General features: G+C 65.5%; 23 protein-coding genes and 4 tRNA genes. 10 read left to right on the plus strand and 17 right to left on the minus strand.

What is annotated here, in order from left to right:
- Positions 1-140: 140 nt before the first annotated feature.
- Positions 141-542: a YXWGXW repeat-containing protein gene (locus tag F3J15_RS21085; protein WP_089460559.1), complete on the plus strand. Its 402-nt coding sequence runs from the start codon at positions 141-143 to the stop codon at positions 540-542.
- 116 nt (positions 543-658) lie between these two features.
- On the opposite strand, the gene F3J15_RS21090 is transcribed toward F3J15_RS21085, so the two are convergent.
- Positions 659-2,209: a chloride channel protein gene (locus tag F3J15_RS21090; protein ID WP_166893808.1), complete on the minus strand. Its 1,551-nt coding sequence runs from the start codon at positions 2,207-2,209 to the stop codon at positions 659-661.
- A gap of 169 nt (positions 2,210-2,378) precedes the next feature.
- On the opposite strand from F3J15_RS21090, the gene waaC reads away from it, so the two are divergent.
- Positions 2,379-3,377 (plus strand): lipopolysaccharide heptosyltransferase I, encoded by a 999-nt coding sequence (waaC, locus tag F3J15_RS21095; RefSeq protein ID WP_166893809.1) that lies wholly within the window; start codon positions 2,379-2,381, stop codon positions 3,375-3,377.
- 19 nt (positions 3,378-3,396) lie between these two features.
- On the opposite strand, the gene F3J15_RS21100 is transcribed toward waaC, so the two are convergent.
- From F3J15_RS21100 to rph, 9 genes are all read right to left on the minus strand, one after another.
- Positions 3,397-3,576, minus strand: coding sequence for a hypothetical protein (locus tag F3J15_RS21100; RefSeq protein WP_039343411.1), 180 nt, complete (start codon positions 3,574-3,576; stop codon positions 3,397-3,399).
- 104 nt (positions 3,577-3,680) lie between these two features.
- Entirely contained in the window at positions 3,681-4,991 is a 1,311-nt protein-coding gene (locus F3J15_RS21105; RefSeq protein WP_089445129.1) for an MFS transporter, read from the minus strand.
- A gap of 293 nt (positions 4,992-5,284) precedes the next feature.
- Positions 5,285-5,776, minus strand: coding sequence for an energy transducer TonB (locus tag F3J15_RS21110; protein ID WP_089445130.1), 492 nt, complete (start codon positions 5,774-5,776; stop codon positions 5,285-5,287).
- Between the two features lie 335 nt (positions 5,777-6,111).
- On the minus strand, positions 6,112-6,405 hold the full coding sequence (locus tag F3J15_RS21115) for a hypothetical protein (RefSeq protein WP_166893811.1): 294 nt from the start codon (positions 6,403-6,405) through the stop codon (positions 6,112-6,114).
- Positions 6,406-6,641: 236 nt separating this feature from the next.
- Positions 6,642-7,037 carry a hypothetical protein gene (locus tag F3J15_RS21120; protein ID WP_166893813.1) on the minus strand — a complete coding sequence of 132 codons (396 nt, stop codon included), beginning with the start codon at positions 7,035-7,037 and terminating at the stop codon, positions 6,642-6,644.
- Between the two features lie 142 nt (positions 7,038-7,179).
- Positions 7,180-7,267: transfer RNA gene (locus F3J15_RS21125), tRNA-Ser, on the minus strand.
- A 44-nt stretch (positions 7,268-7,311) separates the two neighbouring features.
- Entirely contained in the window at positions 7,312-8,526 is a 1,215-nt protein-coding gene (gene hemW / locus F3J15_RS21130) for a radical SAM family heme chaperone HemW (protein ID WP_166893815.1), read from the minus strand.
- A 34-nt stretch (positions 8,527-8,560) separates the two neighbouring features.
- The gene (gene rdgB / locus F3J15_RS21135) at positions 8,561-9,187 is read right to left on the minus strand and encodes an RdgB/HAM1 family non-canonical purine NTP pyrophosphatase (protein ID WP_166893817.1); all 627 of its coding nucleotides are present in this window, start codon (positions 9,185-9,187) and stop codon (positions 8,561-8,563) included.
- A gap of 1 nt (position 9,188) precedes the next feature.
- Positions 9,189-9,920 (minus strand): ribonuclease PH, encoded by a 732-nt coding sequence (rph, locus tag F3J15_RS21140; protein WP_069247391.1) that lies wholly within the window; start codon positions 9,918-9,920, stop codon positions 9,189-9,191.
- Between the two features lie 173 nt (positions 9,921-10,093).
- Between rph and F3J15_RS21145 the strand changes: the two genes are divergently transcribed.
- The 4 genes from F3J15_RS21145 to F3J15_RS21160 all read left to right on the plus strand — a co-directional run bounded on the left by F3J15_RS21145 (position 10,094) and on the right by F3J15_RS21160 (position 14,399).
- A complete protein-coding gene (locus tag F3J15_RS21145; RefSeq protein WP_011351283.1) occupies positions 10,094-11,017 on the plus strand; it encodes a YicC/YloC family endoribonuclease in 924 nt (307 codons plus the stop codon).
- A gap of 6 nt (positions 11,018-11,023) precedes the next feature.
- Positions 11,024-11,707: a guanylate kinase gene (gene gmk / locus F3J15_RS21150; RefSeq protein WP_166893819.1), complete on the plus strand. Its 684-nt coding sequence runs from the start codon at positions 11,024-11,026 to the stop codon at positions 11,705-11,707.
- Between the two features lie 58 nt (positions 11,708-11,765).
- Positions 11,766-11,969, plus strand: coding sequence for a DNA-directed RNA polymerase subunit omega (gene rpoZ, locus F3J15_RS21155; RefSeq protein ID WP_006025620.1), 204 nt, complete (start codon positions 11,766-11,768; stop codon positions 11,967-11,969).
- 63 nt (positions 11,970-12,032) lie between these two features.
- Positions 12,033-14,399 (plus strand): bifunctional (p)ppGpp synthetase/guanosine-3',5'-bis(diphosphate) 3'-pyrophosphohydrolase, encoded by a 2,367-nt coding sequence (locus tag F3J15_RS21160; protein ID WP_166893821.1) that lies wholly within the window; start codon positions 12,033-12,035, stop codon positions 14,397-14,399.
- 198 nt (positions 14,400-14,597) lie between these two features.
- On the opposite strand, the gene F3J15_RS21165 is transcribed toward F3J15_RS21160, so the two are convergent.
- The 3 genes from F3J15_RS21165 to F3J15_RS21175 all read right to left on the minus strand — a co-directional run bounded on the left by F3J15_RS21165 (position 14,598) and on the right by F3J15_RS21175 (position 14,955).
- Positions 14,598-14,674: transfer RNA gene (locus tag F3J15_RS21165), tRNA-Arg, on the minus strand.
- Positions 14,675-14,734: 60 nt separating this feature from the next.
- Positions 14,735-14,811, minus strand: a tRNA-Arg gene (locus tag F3J15_RS21170).
- A 67-nt stretch (positions 14,812-14,878) separates the two neighbouring features.
- Positions 14,879-14,955: transfer RNA gene (locus F3J15_RS21175), tRNA-Arg, on the minus strand.
- A 129-nt stretch (positions 14,956-15,084) separates the two neighbouring features.
- On the opposite strand from F3J15_RS21175, the gene greB reads away from it, so the two are divergent.
- Entirely contained in the window at positions 15,085-15,648 is a 564-nt protein-coding gene (gene greB / locus F3J15_RS21180; protein ID WP_089445135.1) for a transcription elongation factor GreB, read from the plus strand.
- 83 nt (positions 15,649-15,731) lie between these two features.
- On the opposite strand, the gene F3J15_RS21185 is transcribed toward greB, so the two are convergent.
- Both F3J15_RS21185 and F3J15_RS21190 read right to left on the minus strand, forming a co-directional pair.
- On the minus strand, positions 15,732-16,883 hold the full coding sequence (locus tag F3J15_RS21185; protein WP_069247396.1) for a porin: 1,152 nt from the start codon (positions 16,881-16,883) through the stop codon (positions 15,732-15,734).
- A 502-nt stretch (positions 16,884-17,385) separates the two neighbouring features.
- On the minus strand, positions 17,386-17,658 hold the full coding sequence (locus tag F3J15_RS21190; protein ID WP_069247397.1) for a hypothetical protein: 273 nt from the start codon (positions 17,656-17,658) through the stop codon (positions 17,386-17,388).
- Positions 17,659-18,058: 400 nt separating this feature from the next.
- Between F3J15_RS21190 and F3J15_RS21195 the strand changes: the two genes are divergently transcribed.
- Together F3J15_RS21195 and F3J15_RS21200 are read left to right on the plus strand one after the other, a co-directional pair.
- Positions 18,059-18,262: a cold-shock protein gene (locus tag F3J15_RS21195; protein WP_011351289.1), complete on the plus strand. Its 204-nt coding sequence runs from the start codon at positions 18,059-18,061 to the stop codon at positions 18,260-18,262.
- A 141-nt stretch (positions 18,263-18,403) separates the two neighbouring features.
- Positions 18,404-19,540 carry an exonuclease domain-containing protein gene (locus F3J15_RS21200; protein WP_166893823.1) on the plus strand — a complete coding sequence of 379 codons (1,137 nt, stop codon included), beginning with the start codon at positions 18,404-18,406 and terminating at the stop codon, positions 19,538-19,540.
- A gap of 34 nt (positions 19,541-19,574) precedes the next feature.
- Here the strand turns inward: F3J15_RS21200 and F3J15_RS21205 are convergent, their stop codons facing one another.
- Entirely contained in the window at positions 19,575-20,168 is a 594-nt protein-coding gene (locus F3J15_RS21205; RefSeq protein WP_166893825.1) for a chorismate mutase, read from the minus strand.
- A 223-nt stretch (positions 20,169-20,391) separates the two neighbouring features.
- Positions 20,392-20,496: a chorismate mutase gene (locus F3J15_RS21210; RefSeq protein WP_162269111.1), complete on the minus strand. Its 105-nt coding sequence runs from the start codon at positions 20,494-20,496 to the stop codon at positions 20,392-20,394.
- 239 nt (positions 20,497-20,735) lie between these two features.
- Here F3J15_RS21210 and F3J15_RS21215 point away from each other — a divergent pair, with 239 nt between their 5' ends.
- Positions 20,736-21,125, plus strand: a complete 390-nt coding sequence (locus tag F3J15_RS21215; RefSeq protein ID WP_166893827.1) for a DUF2946 domain-containing protein — start codon at positions 20,736-20,738, stop codon at positions 21,123-21,125.
- Positions 21,126-21,262 lie beyond the last annotated feature (137 nt).

Here is a 21,262-nt window from a genome sequence, read left to right on the forward strand (position 1 = left end):
CACGGCGGCACTCGCCGCCGTGCGCGTCTTACGCCCTGTTGCACTTTCGGGCATGCCGTAACACGGCGTCTGTCGGCCGTAATCGCCCCTCCCGCATTGAACGAATACGCTCGCGTAACTTGTTCAACCAGGAGGTTGTGATGGCTGTCTCTACCGTTCAACGTCGTATCGTTTCGCTCGCATTGCTTGCCGCGAGCCTGTCAGCCGTCGTCGCGCCGCTTGCCGCGCATGCGGACGAGATTCTCGTCGGCACCCCCGTGATCGTGCCGCAGGGCCGCATGGTCGTCGCCGAGCCGGTTGCCGTGCGCACCGAGGAAGTCGTGATCGTCGCGCCGAACGCGCCGCCGCCGGTGCGCTACGAGGTCGTGCCGGCCTCGCGCGTGGGTTACGTGTGGGATCGCGGGCACTGGCACTGGGAGCATGGCCGCTACGTGTGGATCGGCGGCCACTGGGAAGCCGAGCGCGTCGGCATGCAATGGGTGCCGGGCCATTGGGACCAGCGCGGTCCGAACTGGTTCTGGACCCGTGGCCACTGGGCGTGATGGAGGCGGACGATGAAAAGAACCGCAATCGCCATCGCGCTCGTCGCGATCACGCTGGCCGGATGCATCGTCGTGCCGGCGCGGCCCGTGTACTACCGGCCGGCGCCCGTCGTGATCTACTGAGCGTCGCGCGGGCCGGGCTGTGCCGGGCCATTCGTCACGGTTGCGGCCTGCTCGTCGTCGTGCGGCGCCGGTGCATGCGCTGTGCCTTCGGCCGGCGCGGCGGCGGGGGACGCTTCGTCGCCCTTGCCGCCTTCGTCGCGCAGCGTGTCGAGCGGATCGGCGGGCGCCGCGGCCGCATCCTGCGGCTCGGTGACGCCGGTTGCCACCGTCGCGCTTGCCGCAGCCGGTTCCGCGGCCGCGACGGGCGGCGCGAGATAGCGCAGGGCGAGCGTTTCGTAGAGCGGTGGTGCGAAGAAGCGCGACACGCGGCTCGACACCAGCGCGGTGGCCATCAGCGAAATCACGAGCGCGTGACCGTTGATCATCTCCATCACGATCACGAACGACGTGATCGGCGACTGCGTGACGGCCGCCATGTAGCCGACCATTGCGAGCGCGATCAGCATCGGCAGGCTCATGTTGCTGAACACGATGTGCAGCAGGTTGCCGAACCCGGCGCCGATCGACAGCGACGGCGCGAAGATCCCGCCCGGGATGCCCGGCAGGTACGACGCGACCATCGAAATCATCTTCAGGAAGGGATAGAACACCGACAGATGCTGGCTGCCGTCGAGCAGGCCGCGCGCCTCGGCATAGCCGCTGCCAAAGGTCGTGCCGCCCGATACGAGGCCGACGACGGCGATCGCGAAGCCGCACAGCGCGGCGAACGCGATCGGCCGTTCGCGATACAGGCCCAGCAGTTGCGCGGGCAGCCATCGCCCCGTGTTGAGCAGCAGCCAGCAGAACAGGCCGCCTGCGATCCCCGTGACGATCGCGGTGACCAGCACGGCGAGCGCCAGCAGTTTCGGGAAATGGGGGCCAGCATCGATCGTGCCGAAATACGTGTAGTTGCCGTTCAGGCCGAGCGCGACCACACCGGCGAGGATGATCGCGGTGATCAGCACGCCGCTGGCGCGCGCGGAGAAGCTGCGCGTCAGTTCCTCGATCGCGAACACGATCCCGGCGAGCGGCGTATTGAACGCGGCCGACAGCCCGGCCGCCGCGCCGGCGAGCACCAGTTGGCGTTCGATCTGCGCGTTCGAGCGCGGGTAGAAGCGTCGCAGGTTGAACATCAGCGCCGCGCCGACCTGCACGGTCGGCCCCTCGCGGCCGATCGTGAAGCCGCCCAGGATGCCGAGGAACGACACCAGCACCTTGCCGAACAGGATGCGCAGCGTCAGCAGCCGGGAGCCGAACGCGCTCGGGCGCGCATGCAGCGTCGCGATCACTTGCGGGATGCCGCTGCCCTCGGCGCCGCGGAAGAAGCGCCGCGTGATCCATACCGACACCGCGGCGATGGCCGGCGTCAGCAGCAGCGGCAGCCACGCGGCGTGATCGCGCATCGTGCGGAAGGTTTCGTAACCCCAGTCGATCAATCGCGCGTAAAGTACGGCCGCGAGGCCGACGACGATCGCACCGAGCCAGAAAACGCCGTACTGGCGCCAGATCCTCAGCGAACGGCGGGTGAGGGCGGGAAACAGGGCGGGAAGAGCGGGGCGTGGCATCGGCGCGGGCCGGCAGGCAAAGATCGAATTATAAAAAGAACCGGATGCGGGCGGGGAGCGAGAATGTTCCCGAAAGGAGATGCATTTTGTTGCAAAAGTAATTTCACGTAATGTCTGCGCATGTAACCATCGCGAGCATGCCAAATTGACTGGCTTATCCCCACACATCGTGAAACGTATCCTCATCGTGAAAGTGACGTCGCTCGGCGACGTCGTCCAGACGCTACCCGTCGTCGCGGATCTGCATCGCGCCTTTCCCGGCGTAACGGTCGACTGGGCAGTAGATGAATCGTGCGCGGAGGTCGTGCGCTGGCATCCGGGCGTCAGCCGTGTCCTGTGCGCGCCGCTGCGCCGCTTCAAGAAGATGCGCAATCGCGGCGACCTGAAGGCGATCACGGCATCGATCGGCGCGCTGCGGGCGCACCGCTACGATGCGGTGATCGATCTGCACGGCGTCTACAAGAGCGCGATCATTTCGGCGCTCGCGCGCGCTGCGCGCCGCGTCGGCTACCAGACGCAGGATCTCGGCGAAACGGGCGCACGCTTCGCGTATTCGCATCGTTTCGGCCCGCGGCCGGACTGCGACGCGTGGCACGGGATGCGCGTGAGCGCCGGCGAGGCGCTCGGCTACGCGCCCGAGGGTATTGCCACGTACGGCATCGTCCCGCCGCGGGACGTGAACCTGCCGGCCGCCGTGACCGATGGCGCCCCATTCATGCTGCTGTTCCATGCGACGTCCAACCCCGACAAGAAATGGCCGGCCGACCGCTGGGCCGCGCTCGCCACGCAGATGATGGCGCGTGGCGTACGCGTGCTGTTGCCGTGGGGATCGGCTGCCGAGCATGACGATGCGCAGGACATTGCCACACGCGCGCCGGGTTCGGTCGTGCTACCCGCGATGACGGTGCGCGAGCTCGGCGCGGCGCTCGGCCGGGCTGCGCTCGTGGTGGGGGTCGATACGGGGTTCGTACACATGGCGCACGCGCTGCAGCGGCCGACCGTGATGATTTTCGTCGCGACGTCGCGCCACCATTGCGGGATCGGCGGCGCACCGAATGCACTGTCGATCGGCGAGCCGGGCACGATGCCGTCGGTCGACGAGGCGCTGGACGCGATCGATACGGTCGGCCCGGCCTACGGCGCGCTGCGCGCGCGGCTGACCGCCTGACGAAGCGGGGTGTGCCGGTTCAGGCGAGCAGCGCCTCGACCGTGACGACGGCGGCGACGGCCGCCAGATTCGCCAGCAGCGCCTCGAACACGAGGCCGCGCCACGTCTGCGGCCGGAAGCGCATCGCGAGCAGGATCGCGCCGCCCAGCGCAAGCGCGAGGATCAGGACGAGATCGGCATTGCCGAGGCGGATGTTCATGGCGGCGGCTCCTTTGGGGCGGGATCCCGGGGGCGCGCAATGGCGCACCCAGGACCGAGTATAGGCAGCGCCGACCGTCGCACAACCCGGGCCGCCCCGGAGTCTCAGACGAGCGATGCGTCGCGCGTCTCGCGCATCAGCAGCACGCCGATCAGGCTGATTGCCGCCGCAACCGATACATAACCGCCGACCCACGACAGCCCGCCGCGCGCCGCCAATAGTTGCGCGATATACGGCGCGATCGACGCGCCGAGGATCCCGCCGAGGTTGTACGCGACGCCCGCGCCCGTGTAGCGGACGTTGGTCGGGAACAGCTCCGGCAGCAGCGCGCCCATCGGCGCGAACGTCACGCCCATCAGGAACAGCTCGATCGTCAGGAACAGCGCGACGAGCGGCATCGAGCCGCTGCCGAGCAGCGGCTCCATCGCAAAACCCGACAGCAGCGCGGCGATCGCGCCCACCACCAGCACCGGCTTGCGGCCGAAGCGGTCCGATGCCCATGCGGACAGCGGTGTCGCGAGCCCCATGAACACGACCGCAAAACACAGCAGGCCGAGGAAACTCTGGCGCGGAATATGCAGCGCCGACACGCCGTACGACAGCGAGAACACCGTCGAGATGTAGAACAGCGTATAGCAGACGACCATCGCGAGCGCACCGAGCAGCGTCGGCCGCCAGTGATGCGTGATCAGCGTCGCGACCGGCACGCGCACGCGCTCGTTGCGATCGAGCGCGGCCTGGAACGCGGGCGTTTCGGTGATCTTGAGCCGCACGTACAGGCCGAGCGCGACGAGCACCGCACTGACCAGGAACGGGATGCGCCAGCCCCAGCTGCGGAACTGCTCGTCCGACAGCGACAGCGCGAGCGCGAAGAACAGCCCGTTCGACATCAGGAAGCCGACCGACGGCCCGAGCTGCGGGAACATTCCGAACCAGCCGCGCTTGCCCTGCGGCGCGTGCTCGGTCGCGAGCAGCGCGGCACCGCCCCATTCGCCGCCGAGGCCGATCCCCTGGCCGAAGCGCAGCACGCACAGCAGCACCGGCGCGAGCGCGCCGATCGCGTCGTAGCCGGGCACGAAGCCGATGGCGGTGGTGGATACGCCCATCACCAGCAGCGATGCGACGAGCGTCGACTTGCGGCCGATGCGGTCGCCGAAGTGCCCGAACAGGAACGAGCCGATCGGGCGGGCGATGAACGCGATGCCGAACGTGACGAAGGCGGACAGCGCCTGTGCGGTCGCCGAGCCGTGCGGGAAGAACACGGGGCCGATGACGAGCGCGGCGGCCGTTGCGTACACGTAGAAATCGTAGAACTCGATTGCGGTGCCGATGAAGCTGGCGAACACGATGCGCCGGTGGCTGACGGCGCCGGCCGAACCGGTTGCGTGTGCAACGGCCGGGGGGGATGCGGACATGGATGTCTCCGTTTTGTCGTTGGGGCGGTCGGCTGAGCGTGCGGTCGGGCAGGCGGATGCCTGCCGGGGGCAGCCGAGCGGATGATGTGGTGGCGGCGTGGACGCGCGCCGGGGCGCGGACGTCACCCGCCGGTCGACGATGGAGACGGGTACGTCGCCGCCGCCCGGTGCCGGCGTGGTCGGCTCGCATGCCGGGTGGGGCGCACGAACGCGCGCGCGGCGTGATGGCCGCGCGATTGCGGAAAATTATAGCCAGCGCCGCCGCGCACCGCCAATCGCGGGGCGGCGACCGCTCAGTCGATCGATTGCGCCTGCGCCGACGCGGTGCTTTGCAACTGGAAGTGGCCGTCGTCGTTGAAGAGCCAGCCTTCCATCATTTCGAGCCGGCCGTTGCCGTCGAGCAGTCGCGACGGTGGCGGCGGCAGCGGCGCCGAGCGGCGCAGCGACGCGAGCGCGAGTGCTTCCGCTTCGCTGTCGCCGTTGCTGCGATAGACGGACGCGTTGACGAGCCGGCCGCTGCCATCGACGGTGAAGGCCACGACGACGAGCGAGCGGAGCATGGCCTGTGGTACGCCGTGCAGCATGCCGGACGGATTGCGTTCGGCGACACGGTGCGCGACTTCGACGCGGTACTGGTCGAGGTTGCCGCTGCGGGTGATCGACGGAATCGTCAGGATCGAGTGCAGCGACGGAGGCGGCGTGATCGTGCACGCCGCGAGCATGGCGACGACGGTCAGCGCAACTGCACGCAGCCGGTCGACATGCAAACGGGGAAGTGGGCGCATGGGAGGCTAGCCGGAAGTGACTATAAAAAAATGATAGGCGCACGGACGCGAGCCGATATCGGGAGAAACGCATAACGGGCGATGCCGGATGATGCGATCGCTGATGACAGAAGGCGTGCGCTCGCGCATCGCGATGTGACGTGACATATGACGGCACGCTCGCGTGACTGCCGCACGTGTGCATCCCGGCGTGCGTGTTGCAAGGTTGAAAGAAACGCGAGGAACGCGCGTGGCACGCAGGCGCGTGGCGATGGTCCGGCGCGAGCGCAGCGGGTTGCCGCAGGCAGCACCGCGGCGGCCGCGCGCGCCATCTTCGGCGATGCGTGCCGCCCGGTTCAGAAGCCGTGCGTCACGAGTGACAGGATCGACAGGTCGGGGTGCGTACCGTCGATGATGCTCTTGCCGATGTGCACGGCTTCGTGGACGGCTTCATCGAGGCTCGCGAAGCTTTCCTCGCCGTCCGCATGGAAGGGCACCGCGTGGCCGGGCAATGCGGGATTCGCACCCGGATGGCACACGTAGCCGGTGTAGGTATAGCGCGTGTCGTTGCCGGGCACGACGGCCGGCACGACATGGACCTCGAAGCCTTCGTAATCGACGTGTTCCGCCGGTGTCGACAGTTCGGTCATGGCGATCTCCGTGTACCGCACGCAGGGGTGGCGCGCGCGGCATCGAGTACGCGGCGGCGGTCGTGTCGCCGTGTTGATCGAATTCTAGGTGATCGAGCGGCCGGCCGGGAGGATGGCTTCGGGCGCGGTGCGATGCGATGGCGGGCCGCTGCCGGTGCCCGTAGCCCAGGTGCCGCGCGAGGGCCGGCGCGAACGCCCGTGCCGTTTCGGCGGACGGGCTCGCGCGCGGCGCTGCATCATTGCTTGCAGCGCGCGTCCTTGCGCTGCACGACGATGATCACCGGGTATTTCTGGCCGTGGTCGAGTTCCACACGCGCCACGACGGTCAGCGTCGCCGGATCGGAATCGTCGTACACGCTGACCTGTTCGTTCCGGAGGTAGGTCACACCGGTGCAGTTCGACGTGCGTCCATCGTCGCCCACCTTGCACTGGAGGTCGTTGTCCTTCAGGTAGTTGTACGGCGACGGGCTCGCGAGGTATTCGCTCAGGCCGCGCGGCGAACCGCCGACGCCGCTCACGTAGGCGATCGCGCACGACGCTTGCGCGTCGCTGCCGGCGGCGGTGTCGGCCGTCGCCAGCGTGCTGACGGCAACCAGCAGCGCGGCGAGCGACGAGACGATGAAGGGCTTCATGACGTGGGTTTCCCGTTTCGCGAATCGGAGCGCCGGATTGTAGCGGCATCCGGCTCGACGTGTCGGAACGTGGGGGACGGGCGTGCGCGGACCAACAAAAAACCCCGTCATTCGATGAATGGACGGGGTTTGGCGAACTTCCTGGCGGAAGCGGTGAGATTCGAACTCACGGACAGTTTCCCGTCGCCGGTTTTCAAGACCGGTGCCTTAAACCGCTCGGCCACGCTTCCACACGAGGCGGCATTGTAACCGAAATGCCGCGAGGTTCATCCCTTCAATCGTCGCGCAGGAACAATTCCTGCAGGTCGTTGAGGAAACGCTGGCCCAGCGGCGTCGGCGCGATCTGCGCGAAATCGCGCGCGATCAGCCCGCGCCGTTCCGCTTCCTGCAGCGCCGGCTCGATCGTGCTCATCGGCAGGCCCGTGCGTTCGGCGAAGCTGTGCACGGGGAAGCCCTCGACGAGCCGCAGCGTGTTCAGCATGAACTCGAACGGCAGGTCGCGTGCGCCGACTTCACGTTCCTCCTGCACGGCCGTGCCGGCCATCGCGTGCTCGATGAAGGTCGCCGGATGCTTGTAGCGTGCCTGCCGCAGGATCCGGTTCGGGAACGACAGCTTCGTGTGTGCGCCCGCACCGATCCCGAGATAGTCACCGAAGCGCCAGTAGTTCAGGTTGTGCTTGCACTGATGATTCGGCTTCGCATACGCGGACACTTCGTAGCGTCCGTAACCGGCCTCGGCCGTGCGCGCGTGAATCCATTCCTGCATGTCGGCCGACGCGTCGTCGTCGGGCACGACCGGCGGGAACTTCGCGAACAGCGTATTCGGCTCGAGCGTCAGGTGATACAGCGACAGATGCGGCGGCGCGTACGACAGCGCGGTCTCGATGTCGGTGCGGCATTCGTCGAGCGTCTGGTTTGGCAGCGCGAACATCAGGTCGAGGTTGAAGTTGTCGAAGTTCTTCGCGGCGATCTCGACCGCGGCGCGTGCCTGCGTGGTGTCGTGAATCCGGCCGAGCGCCTTCAGGTGCGTCTCGTTGAAGCTCTGGATCCCGACCGACAGGCGATTCACGCCGCTGGCGCGGAACTGCGCGAACTTCGCGGCCTCGAACGTGCCCGGATTCGCCTCGAGCGTGATCTCGGCGTCGGCGTCGAGCGGCAGCAGCGCACGCACGTCGGACAGCATCCGGTCGAGGCCGGCCGCCGACAGCAGGCTCGGCGTGCCGCCGCCGATGAATACCGTATGCACCTGGCGGCCCCACACGAGCGGCAGCGCCTGCTCGAGATCGGCGCGCAGCGCGTCGAGATATTCGGTTTCCGGAAACCGTTCGCCCTTCCACTCGTGCGAATTGAAATCGCAGTACGGGCACTTGCGCACGCACCACGGGAAATGCACGTACAGCGCGAGCGGCGGCAGCGACGTGAGCCGCACCTGGCCGGGCGACGTGAAGGTCGCGACGACGCGCGCGCCGGTTTCCGCGGCCTGGCTCATGCGGCCTCCGTTGGCGAACGGGTATCGGACGTGCTCATGCTTCCTCCGCGAGCCGCGCCAGCAGCGCCTTCAGCGCCAGCGCGCGATGGCTGTGCGTGTTCTTCACGGCCGGCTCGAGTTCGGCGGCCGTCGCGCCGAGCGACGGCAGGTAGAAATACGGGTCGTAGCCGAATCCGTGATCGCCGCGCGGCGTATCGACGATTTCGCCTGCCCAACGTCCTTCGGCGAACAGCGGTTCGGGGTCGTCCGCATGGCGTACGAGCGCGAGCACGCAGCAGTAGTATGCGCGCCGGTCGTCGACGCCGCGCAGCTGCTCGATGAGATACGCGTTGTTCGCCGCGTCGCCCTTGCCGCGGCCCGCGCGCTGCGCGTAGCGCGCCGAATAGACGCCCGGCGCGCCGCGCAGCACGCGCACGCACAGGCCCGAATCGTCGGCGATCGCTGGCAGCCCGGTGAGCCGCGACGCGTGGCGTGCCTTCGTCAGCGCATTCTCGATGAAGGTGCCGAACGGCTCCTCCGCTTCCGGCACGGCAAGGTCGCCCTGCGGGACGATCTCGATGCCGACCGTCGAGAACAGCGCGGTGAATTCGCGCAGCTTGCCGGCGTTGTTCGACGCAAGAACGATGCGCGACAGCGGCGCGATGGTGTGGTCGTCCGGCATGTCAGGCGCCCAGCACGTCTTTCTGGCGCTGCACGAGCTCGGCGATCCCGCCTTGCGCGAGGTCGAGCAGCGCGTTCATCTCGGCGCGCGAGAACGGCACGCCTTCAGCCGTGCCCTGGACTTCGACGAAACCGCCGGCGCCCGTCATCACGACGTTCATGTCGGTGTCGCACTGCGAATCTTCCGCGTAATCGAGATCGAGCACGGGTGCGCCCTGGTACACGCCGACCGAGATCGCGGCGACGTGGTCGGTGATCGGCGAGCGTGTGAGCTTGCCGGCCGCGATCAGCTTCGACACGGCGTCGTGCGCGGCGACGAACGCGCCGGTGATGCTCGCCGTGCGCGTGCCGCCGTCGGCCTGGATCACGTCGCAGTCGATGTGGATCGTGCGCGGGCCGAGCGCTTCCAGGTCGAACACCGCGCGCAGCGCGCGGCCGATCAGGCGCTGAATTTCCTGCGTGCGGCCGGTCTGCTTGCCGCGGGCGGCTTCGCGGTCGCTGCGCGTGTGCGTCGCGCGCGGCAGCATCCCGTATTCGGCGGTCAGCCAGCCTTGCCCGCGATCGCGCAGGAAGTCGGGCACGCGTTCGGAGACGCTCGCGGTGCAGAGCACCTTGGTGTCGCCGAATTCGACCAGCACCGAGCCTTCGGCATGTTTCGTGTAGTGGCGCGTAAGGGCGACCTTGCGCAGTGCGTCGGCGCGGCGGCCGCTCGGGCGGGAAACGGAGGACGTCATGTGGGAATCGCGGAACGAGAGGAAACCCCGATTTTAGCGCCGAACGGCGGGCGTGCCCGGCGGGGTGGTCCGCAAAAATGGGATAATGCGCGCTTCCCGCCCCGCGCTTTCCGATGCGCCGGGCGCCTCGACATATCCCCGCCCGCGAGGGCACCCAGACGGCGAGACGAACCATGATCTACAGCATGACGGGCTACGCGAGCGCGACGCGCGAACTCGCGACGGCCACCGGCAACGGCGGCACCAGCGTGTCGGTCGAACTGCGCACCGTGAACTCGCGCTTCCTCGACCTGAATTTCCGGATGCCGGACGACGTGCGCGCGTGCGAACCCGCGCTGCGCGAAATGCTGATGAACAAGCTGTCGCGTGGCAAGGTCGATATCCGCATCAACCTGCAGCGCGGCGAGCAGAGCATCGGCGCGGGCGCGCTGAACCAGTCCGCGCTCGGCCAACTCGCCGAGCTCGAGCGCTCCGTGCTCGACTCGTTCCCGGGCGTCGGCCGCCTGCGCGCGGGCGAGATCCTGCGCTGGCCCGGCGTGATCGCCGAGAGCGGCGTGTCGGCTGATGCGATCCGCGAGGCAGTGCTCGCGTGCGGCAAGGAAGCGATCGGCGAGCTCGTCGTCGTGCGTTCGCGCGAAGGCGCGCAACTGGCGACGATGCTGCTGTCGAACGTCACCGAGATGGAAGCGATCGTCGCGCGCATCACGCCGCTCGTGCCGGAGCTGATCGCGAAGCACCAGCAGAAGATCGTCGAACGGCTGCAGGAGGCGCTCGGCATCGCGGCGCCCGAAGGCAGCTCGACGATCGTCACGCGCGAGGAAGCCGCGGAGCGCATTCGTCAGGAAGTGACGATGTACGGGATCCGGATCGACATCGCGGAAGAGCTGTCGCGGCTCACCGCGCACCTGAACGAAACGCGCCATGTGATCGAGAAGGGCGGCCGCGTCGGCAAGCGTCTCGACTTCATGATGCAGGAACTGAATCGCGAAGCGAACACGCTCGGCTCGAAGGCGGCGGCGAAGGAACTCGCCGACGCATCGATGGCGCTCAAGCTGTTGATCGAGCAGATGCGCGAGCAAGTGCAAAACCTGGAGTAAAGCAACATGACGGAATCTCATCGCGACGCTCACGCGTCGCATTCGCTGCACGGCGGCGTCTATCCCGGCAACCTGTTCATGGTCGTCGCGCCGTCGGGCGCCGGCAAGTCGACGCTCGTGAATGCGCTGCTGTCGAAGGACAACGACATCTGCCTGTCGATCTCGTACACGACGCGCAAGCCGCGCCCGGGCGAGCAGGACGGCCAGCACTATCACTTCACGACGGTCGAGGATTTCCGCACGCGTCACGCGGCGCACGAATTTCTCGAGAGCGCGGAAGTGCACGGCAACTACTACGGCACGTCGCGCGTCTGGATCGAAGAGCAGATGAAGAACGGCCACGACGTGCTGCTCGAGATCGACTGGCAGGGTGCGCTGCAGGTGAAGAAGCAGTTCCGCAACGCGGTCGGCATCTTCATCCTGCCGCCGTCGCTCGACGCGCTCGAGGAGCGCCTGAAGAAGCGCGGCCAGGACGAGCCGAACGTGATCACGCGACGCCTGCTGGCCGCCGGCAGCGAGATCGCGCACGCGTCGGAAGCGGAATACGTGGTGATCAACGAGAATTTCGAGCGTGCCCTCGCGGAGCTCGAATGCATCGTCGCGGCCACGCGCCTGCGTTTTGCTTCGCAGTACGCTCGACACACGGAGCTGTTCATCGAGCTCGGCATCCATCTGCCCCACGCGGAATGACGCGGGGGACGAGGGACATAAGGTAGAATAAGGACTATATTCAGAAGGAATTACCAACATGGCTCGCATTACCGTCGAAGACTGCCTGAAGCAAATCCCGAACCGCTTCGAACTGGCGCTCGCCGCCACCTATCGCGCGCGGCAGCTCGCGCAAGGCCATACGCCGAAGATCGAAAGCCGCGACAAGCCGACCGTCGTCGCGCTGCGCGAAATCGCTGCCGGCCAGGTCGGCGTCGAGATGCTGAAGAAGGTGCCGGTGTAACGCGCATCCGGCCCGTTCCAGCCATGTAATCCACGCGCGCAACGACTCGACCTGGAGGCGAATATGAGCACCACCCCATCGTCCGCCTCCGCGGATTCGACCACCGAAGCCATGGCCCAGTCGCCTGCGCGCCAGTACATCGACGCGGTCCTCGAACAGTCCTTCCGGCATCTGTTCGGGCCGACCGCCACACCGGAGCAGCCGCGCAAGCACGGCGTCGTTTCGATCGCGAAACTGACGGCCGTGCTTGCCGAGTATCTTCCTCCGGAAGAAATCAAAGAGGTCAAGGCGGCGTTCCACTTCAGTGACGAAGCCCACCTCGGTCAATATCGCCAGAGCGGCGAACCCTATATCACCCATCCCGTCGCCGTCGCGGAAATCTGCGCCGGCTGGAAGCTCGACGCGCAGGCTGTCATGGCCGCGCTCCTGCACGACGTGATGGAAGACCAGGGTGTGACCAAGAGCGAGCTGGCCGAACGGTTCGGCCCGAAGGTCGCCGAACTGGTCGACGGCCTGTCGAAGCTCGACAAGATGGAATTCCGCAGCCGCGAGGAAGCGCAGGCGGAAAACTTCCGCAAGATGCTGCTCGCGATGGCACGCGACGTGCGCGTCATTCTCGTCAAGCTCGCCGACCGCCTGCACAACATGCGCACGCTCGGCGCGGTGCCGATGGAAAAGCGCCGCCGCGTCGCGCGGGAAACGCTCGACATCTACGCGCCGATCGCGCACCGCCTCGGGTTGAACAACACGTATCGCGAGCTGCAGGACATGAGCTTCGCGAACTTCAACCCGCATCGCTACGCGACGCTCGAGAAGGCCGTAAAGGCCGCGCGCGGCAACCGCCGCGAAGTGATCAGCAAGATCCTCGAAGCCGCGCAGCGCGCGATGGCCGATGCGAAGATCGACGCCGAGATCACCGGCCGCGAAAAGACCATCTACAGCGTGTACCGCAAGATGCGCGACAAGCAGCTGTCGTTCTCGCAGGTGCTCGACGTGTACGGCTTTCGCGTCGTCGTCGACAGCCCGCTCGACTGCTACACGTGCATCGGCGCGCTGCACGCGCTGTACAAGCCCGTGCCCGGCAAGTTCAAGGACTACATCGCGATCCCGAAAATCAACGGCTATCAGTCGCTGCACACCACGTTGGTCGGCCCGTTCGGCGCGCCGATCGAGTTCCAGGTGCGCACGCGCAAGATGCACGAGATCGCCGAGGCGGGGGTCGCCGCGCACTGGCTGTACAAGAACGGCAGCGCGGATCTCAGCGATGTGCAGAAGCGCGCGCATCAGTGGCTGAAGTCGCTGCTCGACATCCAGAGCGAAGCCGGCGATTCGAGCGAATTCCTCGAGCACGTGAAGATCGACCTGTTCCCGGATGCGGTCTACGTGTTCACGCCGAAGTCGAAGATCATGGCGCTGCCGCGTGGCGCGACGGCACTCGATTTCGCGTATTCGATCCACAGCGATCTCGGCAACCAGTGCGTGGCCGTGAAGATCAACAACGAGCTGCTGCCGCTGCGCACCGAGCTGAAGAGCGGCGACATCGTCGAGGTGATCACGGCGCCGTATTCGAAGCCGAACCCTGCGTGGCTCGGCTTCGTGCGTACCGGCAAGGCGCGCTCGGCGATCCGGCACTACCTGAAGACGATGCGCCTGAACGAATCGGTGCAGCTGGGCGAACGGCTGGTCGACCAGAGCCTGAAGGGCTACGGTCTTGCGCTGGCCGATGTCGAGCCGGAAGTGTGGGAGAAGCTCGTGCAGTGGACGGGCAACAAGAGCCGTCAGGAAATCTTCGCGGACATCGGCCTCGGTCGACGCGTGGCCGCGGTGATGGCCAAGCGCATCGAGGTGCTGATGAGCGGCCGCGATGCGGACGACGATCTGCCGAAGTCCGAGCGGCATCCCGCGCACCACGCACCGCCGGTCGTGATTACCGGCACCGAAGGGATGTCCGTGCAGTTGTCCGCATGCTGCCGGCCGATTCCGGGCGACGCGATCATGGGCTACATCGGCATCGGCCTGGGGATGGCGATTCATACGACCGATTGCCGCGTGGCGCAGCGTATCCATCGCCGCGATCCGGGCCGCTGGATCGACGTCGAATGGGCGCCGCAGCCGGGCCGCCTGTTCGATGTCGCGGTGAAGGCGCTCGTGAAGAATACGAAGGGCATCTTTGCACGCGTGGCGGCGGACATCACGTCGGCCGATGCGAACATCGTGCATATCGCGATGGACGAGGATCTGACGCACGAATCGACGGTGCTGCGCTTCGTGATCCAGGTCAGCGACCGCGTGCATCTCGCGAACGTGATGCGACGCGTGCGAACCAATCCGGATGTGATGCGGATCATGCGCGAGCGTTCGACCGACGACGGTGCGCATGCGCGCCACGACGGCGGCATGCGCATCGAGCGCGAGCGGCAGGATTATTGATGCCTGGCCCGCATGGGCGATCGATCGACGGCGGCCAATGGCCGCCGTTTTCATTTGTGCTGGCGGAGGCGTGAACGTGCGGTGTGGTCGACGTTCTTCGGAAAAAAGGCGCCACGCAACCGGACGTTGCTGTGTCGTGAGCAGGGAGGGGGAGGCAGAAAAGAAAAAGGGCTTTCCCGGAGGAAAGCCCTTTTAAGGTGGCGCGGCTGGCAGGATTCGAACCCACGACCCCTTGGTTCGTAGCCAAGTACTCTATCCAACTGAGCTACAGCCGCACGCAAAACGGTACTTCTCAACTGTCGGAACCTTCTGCGATGGGAAGGTTCCCAAAAAAGTGGCGCGGCTGGCAGGATTCGAACCCACGACCCCTTGGTTCGTAGCCAAGTACTCTATCCAACTGAGCTACAGCCGCACGCAACAACAAGACTTCTACTGCTTCGAACTGAAAGGGCCTTCGGTTGGGAAGGCCCTCGAAAAAGTGGCGCGGCTGGCAGGATTCGAACCCACGACCCCTTGGTTCGTAGCCAAGTACTCTATCCAACTGAGCTACAGCCGCACGCAGAAGCGGAAGTATAGCAGGGTTGTATAAAAAGGGAAGCCTTATTCGCAAATTAGGTGCCATGACCTTGCCGGGGCGCCCTTCGTGTACCCTTGGAGCATCAGTCATCCATGTTGAATCTGCATCATGAACAAGGCGTTTGTCAAAGAGTCGGACGGCGACGACGACGATCTGGACCAGGCCCAGCCCGCGATCCCGGCGGGTGCGAAGAACTACATCACGCCTGCCGGCCACAAGCGGCTGAGGGACGAACTGCTGAACCTGATCGACGTCGAGCGTCCCGAGGTCGTGCGGCTCGTGTCCTGGGCCGCGTCGAATGGTGACCGGTCGGAGAATGGCGACTACATCTACGGCAAGCGACGGCTTCGCGAGATCGATCGCCGCATCCGCTTCCTGACGAAGCGGCTCGATCTGGCCGAAGTCGTCGATGCGAGCCGGCAGGAGAATGTCGACCAGGTGTTTTTCGGCGCAACGGTCGATTACGAGACACCGGACGGCGAGGATCACACGATCACGATCGTCGGGATCGACGAGGTCGATCTCGATCACGGCTGTGTCAGCTGGATTTCGCCGGTCGCGCGCGCACTGATCAAGGCGAAGATCGGCGATACCGTCATGCTGATGACGCCGGCCGGCCCGCAGCCGATCGACGTGCTGGACGTCCGTTACCCGGCGCCGGGCAACGCCTGAACAGCGCACGGCGCAACCCGGCAAAGAAAAAGCGCCCCGATGGGGCGCTTCGTCATCCGGCGTGCGGCGGAAATGCCGGTCGCTCAGAAGCGATGGCGCAGGCCGGCCGTGACCGCGATCTGCTTGTTGGTCGATGAAGCACCACCGAGGCCGTTGACATAGGCGCCGATGCCCAGGCCGTCCGTGCTGACGCGCTGATACACGCCTTGCACGTACACGTCGGTCCGCTTGGACAGTGCATAGTCGGTCTGCAGGTTGAACTGATTCCAGCCCGGATGGCGACCGTCCAGGAAGCCGGCGGTGTATGTGTACGACCCGGCCAGCGACAAGGCCGGCGTGAGCGCGTAGCGCGCGTTCACTTCGTAGTTGTTGAAGCGGGCAAACGTGCCGTCGAGACCCAGGCCGCTCGACACGCCCGAGGCACCCGCGGAGATGCCGAGCGCCCGGTTCACGCGCGTTTGCGTGAAGACGAAGCCGGCCGTCGCGGGGCCGAACGTGTAGTTCAGGCCGCCGCCGAACACGCGCTGCCGCTTGCCGACGAACGTGTTGTCGCCTGCTACCGCGCCGCCGCTGTTGGTGACCGCAGCCGACGTGAGGCCCGAGATGTCATTGTTCAACTGCAGGTAGCCAGCGCCGATATTGAAGCCGGCGTAGCTATACGACACACCCGCACTGTATGCGCGATTGTTCGAGAACTGGTTGCTGTTCGAGAAGCCGTACAACGCGCCGAACTTCAGGCCGCCGAAATTGACGCTCGTGTACTTGACGGAGTTATTGATCCGGAACGAATTGTTCAGGTTGTCGTTATCGAACGGGTGGGCAAACTGGGTGCCGCCGAATTGCGTACCGGTCAGCGACAGCGGCCCGATGTAGTCGACGACGCTATCGTATTGGCGACCGAGGGTGACGGAGCCGAACTGGTCTTGAGACAGGCCGACGAACGCCTGGCGGCCGAATTCGCGGCCATTCTGGCCGAGCGTGCCGTTGGCGATGTTGAAGCCGTTTTCCAACACGAAGATTGCTTTCAGGCCGCCACCGAGATCTTCCGTACCGCGCAGGCCCCAGCGGCTGCCGTTGATCTGGCCGCTGCGTTCCGACCACGAGCTGTGGCCACCCTGGTTGTTCGTGTAGGTGATGCCTGCGTCGATCAGGCCATAGAGCGTCACGCTGCTTTGGGCGTGAGCTGCCGTAACGAATACACCCGACAACGCGGTGACGATCAGGGTTTTTTTCATGGATCTGTCTCCAAACAGGATGATGTCGATCGAACCTGCTGCGGACTGGCATGTTGTGCTTGACGTTGCGGCCGGTCCGGCAGAGCGGCGGTGCGCTTATCAAAAAGCCATCTGCAGTGTACGGAGTGCGTGGAGCGCGGGAATGATGCGCTTTAAGCAATAGTATATTTTGGAATCCGCAAAGATTGACAATGCGGCGCAAACGATTGTCCATCAAGGGTTTGTGGCGGTGCAGCGAAGAAAAACAGCGATCAGGACTACGTAGCGGGCGTTGCGCGAGCGCGACAAACGGTCAGCAGGAGGCGGGGGTGGCCGTGATCCGATTATTGACACATCGGCAATAGAGGTTTGTGTGGAGCATGGCTAATGAAAGGTTGTTCTCTCGCTATACTGCGATCTCTGCTTTCCGAAGCAGACTTTTTCGTTGACGGAAAAGATCTCCAAACCTTTGTCGGCGCGACTTCCCAGTCGCGCTTTTTTTTTTGCCCCGTCGGTCCGCGCGCTATTGCGCTAACGAGCGCCGCTTGCGCTTGGCCGCAGGTGCGGCCTCCTTGGCTTCATTGGGGGGCGGCGTGTATGTCCAGTCTTCCATCACATAGTGACGGGCATCGAGAGGCGACGAGAGCAGGTTCTGCCAGTGATCGCCGTGCCAGGTCGTATCGAATTCGGTGTCGCACGGCGCTTCGCGCGAGGACGCTGACTCGGCCAGGGCGCGGGACTTGCGGTGTACGCGTCCGAGCCGGCTCGCGAAGCGCTTGATTCCGTCCAGCCACATGACCTTCTCCTTCCTTCCGACGTTAACTGAGCATCGCAATGTCCTCGGATTTCCGCAACCCGGAAAAAACCCGAGGAATTTACCGAGCCGATTTGTCCCCGGTAGGATTTTCTCGGCCAAGATTATTAATGCTCCGATCCCGGTAATGTTGACAGGTTTTTGATGCGAATCAATTAATCAAAGGCGGCAGTGTACCGATTCCAGTGGTATTAGCACTTTTTTGATAAAACGATCGTCAAAAATTTCCTTGACGCACCCGGATTGTCCAATTTATAAAGTCAGCACTCCGTCCTCGGGCGGCGTGCTGGTGCTGGTGCAGGTGCTGGCGCAATGTTTCGGGATTTCGGGAAACGGCTATAAAAATAGCTTTTTTGGATCTAATCGAGTGGGGAACGAAGACATGGATACCGGTATCGTGAAATGGTTTAACGATGCTAAAGGTTTCGGCTTTATTACGTCGGACAATGGCGGTGAAGATTTGTTTGCACACTTTTCCGAAATCAAGATGGACGGCTTCAAGACGCTGAAGGAAAACCAGCGTGTTTCGTTCGACGTGAAAGTCGGGCCGAAAGGCAAGCAGGCAGCGAATATCCAGGCGGTCTGACGCGCCACGCATTGCCGATCACGTCCGGCCCCCGCATCGCGGGGGCTTTTTGTTTTGCGGGGACGGAACATTTCGGTTCGGGCTGGCCGCGACCCCGAATGCCGGTGCATACTCACGGAAGCATCGTTTCCCAGTCTTTTCATGTCTGATTCCCCCCGTCCGTCCGATCCCGCCAGCGAACAGCCGCTCGTTTTCGTCGACCTTGAAACCACTGGCGGTTCGCCCGCCGAACACCGCATCACCGAAATCGGCGTGGTCGAAATCGGCCCATTCGGCGTGTCGACGTGGACGACGCTCGTCGATCCGGGGCAGCCGATTCCGCCGTTCATCCAGCAACTGACGGGCATTTCGGACGAGATGGTGCGCGACGCGCCGTCATTTGCGTCGCTGGCGCCGGCGTTGTTCGAGCGGCTCGACGGCAAGCTTTTCGTCGCGCACAACGCGAGCTTCGACCGTGGCTTCCTGCGGGCCGAATTCGAGCGGGCCGGCTTCGCGTTCAATCCCGATGTGCTGTGTACGGTGCGGCTGTCGCGAGCGCTGTTCCCGCGTGAGTCGCGGCACGGGCTCGATGCGTTGATCGAGCGCCACGGCCTCGTGCCGGCTGCGCGCCATCGGGCGCTGGCGGATGCCGACCTGCTGTGGCAGTTCTGGCGGCTGTTGCACGACATCGTGCCGCTCGAGCGGCTGCGCGACCAGATCGCGCGCACGACGCGCCACTTCCGTCTGGGCGGCGACCTGACCGAAGCCTGGCTCGATACCGCGCCGGCCGGCTGCGGTGCGTACGCCCTGTTCGGGGAGGATGACGCGCCGCTGTATGTTGGCCGCAGCGTACGTGTGCGGCAGCGGTTGCGCGCGCTGCTGACGGGCGAGCGCCGTTCGTCGAAGGAAATGCGGCTGGCGCAGCAGGTGCGGCGGGTCGAGTGGCGCGAGACCGGTAACGAGCTGGGGGCGATGCTGGCCGAGGCACAATGGATTGCCCGGCTGCGCCCGTCGTACAACCGGCGCCCCGCGGCCGACACCCGTGCCGGCGCTGCGCCCTGGCCGTTCGAAGGTGCGGTCGCATTCGAGGCGAGCGGCGAGCGCCGCCTGTTTCATGTGATCGACGGCTGGCGCTATCTCGGCGCGGCGGAATCGCTCGACGCGGCCGCGCAACTCGCGGCCGACGGGACGGACGTTGCGTTCGAACCCTTCACCCACCGCCTGCTGCAGACGCATCTCGCACGCGGCCTGCAGCTGATTCCGCTCGCCGCGCTCACGCCTGCGGGGCAGGCGGGTTAATCAGGCGCGGTCGCGTGACCCGCGCCCGCTGTCGTCAGCCGATCGCGCTTGCGCCGCCGGCCGAGCAGATGTGCGACAGCGCAGTGTCGAGTGCCCGTGTTTGCGTGGCGTCGTAGCGCGTGAGCGTCTTCCAGTTGGCGATGCTGCGCGCGAGCCGCGCCTGGCAATCAGGCGCATCCCGCAGCGGTGCAACCTGCACGAGCCCCGCGAGCATTTTCTGCGTCAGCCGGTCGAGCGCCGGGCGCGTGCTGGTCGCGAGATCGGGCGGCGTGCCTTCCGGCGACCGCGTCGCGCGCCAGGTCGCGAACAGCGCGTTCTGCACATCCTTGCTCGCGGTGATCTGATCCTCGAAGAACGTCCGTGCGAACGCGGGATCGACGCCGGCCTGTGCCGCGCGCTTCTCGACCGATGCGAGCAGTTCCGCTTCGCGCGGTCGGTCCTCGATGGCCTTGTGATTCGCCCATTTCCATCGAGCGACCGGTTCGGCGAGCGCGAGGCGCTGCGACGCGAGCGCGACGATGTTGGTGAGGGCGGTGTCGTCACCGTCTGCCTTGGCGATGTGCGGGGACGAAAAGAGGGCGACGCCGAGCGCGGCGACAGCGAGGCTGGCACGAATGGCTTGCTTCATCGGAACGATCGGGAGAGCCGGACGGACCGGACATGGAAAACCAGAAGGATAGACGAAGACAGTCGCGCGGCGTAGCGCAGCGACCAGAGAATCAGCAGGCGAGCTGATCCGGCACCGTCAGGCTGTTGCGGCCCGGGTGCGAGGCGAATTGCGCGCGATGCGCAGTGATGAACCGCACGATAGCGATGATCGACACGTGGCGGTTACAGAACCGAACAGGCGTTCACTTCGGCGAGTACAGCTTGTGCTGCTCGTCGAAGAATGCCCGCACGTGGTCGGGCAATTCGGCGAGGAATTCCACGCCGACGGGTTCCGGATCCGGGCTCATCACTTGCTCCGGCGGTGGCATGCGAGTTGGTCTTTCGTCCATGGTGATTTCTCCAGCAGGTTCGATAATTATCAACCTCGTGCTTGGATTTATGCCAGTGGCGAATCGTTAGATTTTGTCTCTGTTGTATTAACGGCACATGCGCTCTGACGCGCGCTGCGATGCCGACTATTGCATCGTGCGGAATCGGTAACAATCGGGCCGCTTGTTATACTCGCGCGCACTTTTTCTGGACCGCGATGAAACAAACGACGCGATGGATCGGCCTCGTATGGCTGGCGCTGGTACTGAACGTACTGTCGCCCGTCATCGGCTATGCGCGTCTTGCATCGAGCGGCTCCGGCGAGCTCACGCTCGAGTTGTGCAGTGCAGCGGGCGCCCGCCAGGTCGTGCTCGCGCAGGCGGGCGGCGATCACGATACGTCGTCGTTCGACCATGCCGGTGTGCCGCACTGCGTGTACTGTCCCGGCTTCGCGGCGAACGTGGCGCTCGGGTCGAGCCTGCCCGCGCTGCCGGGCTTCGTGCGGACGTTTGCTTATCGCGCCGCCGCGCCGGCCATTCCCGATTTTCCTCGAAAGGGCATCCGTCTCGCGCAGCCTCGCGCCCCGCCTGAAAACGCTCCGATCTGATTGATGTCGTCCGCGCGCCCCGGTGGCGCGCGTGCCGTCCGCGGCCGGGCCGCGTGCCGCGCCGTCCGCGCGCGGCGCGCGCTCGTGTCCGGCGGCGTCCGATCACGTTTTCAGGAATTCACTCATGTCCTCTCCCT

It is taken from the genome of Burkholderia sp. Ap-955, assembly GCF_011753045.1.
Classification (GTDB): Bacteria; Pseudomonadota; Gammaproteobacteria; order Burkholderiales; family Burkholderiaceae; genus Burkholderia; species Burkholderia lata_D.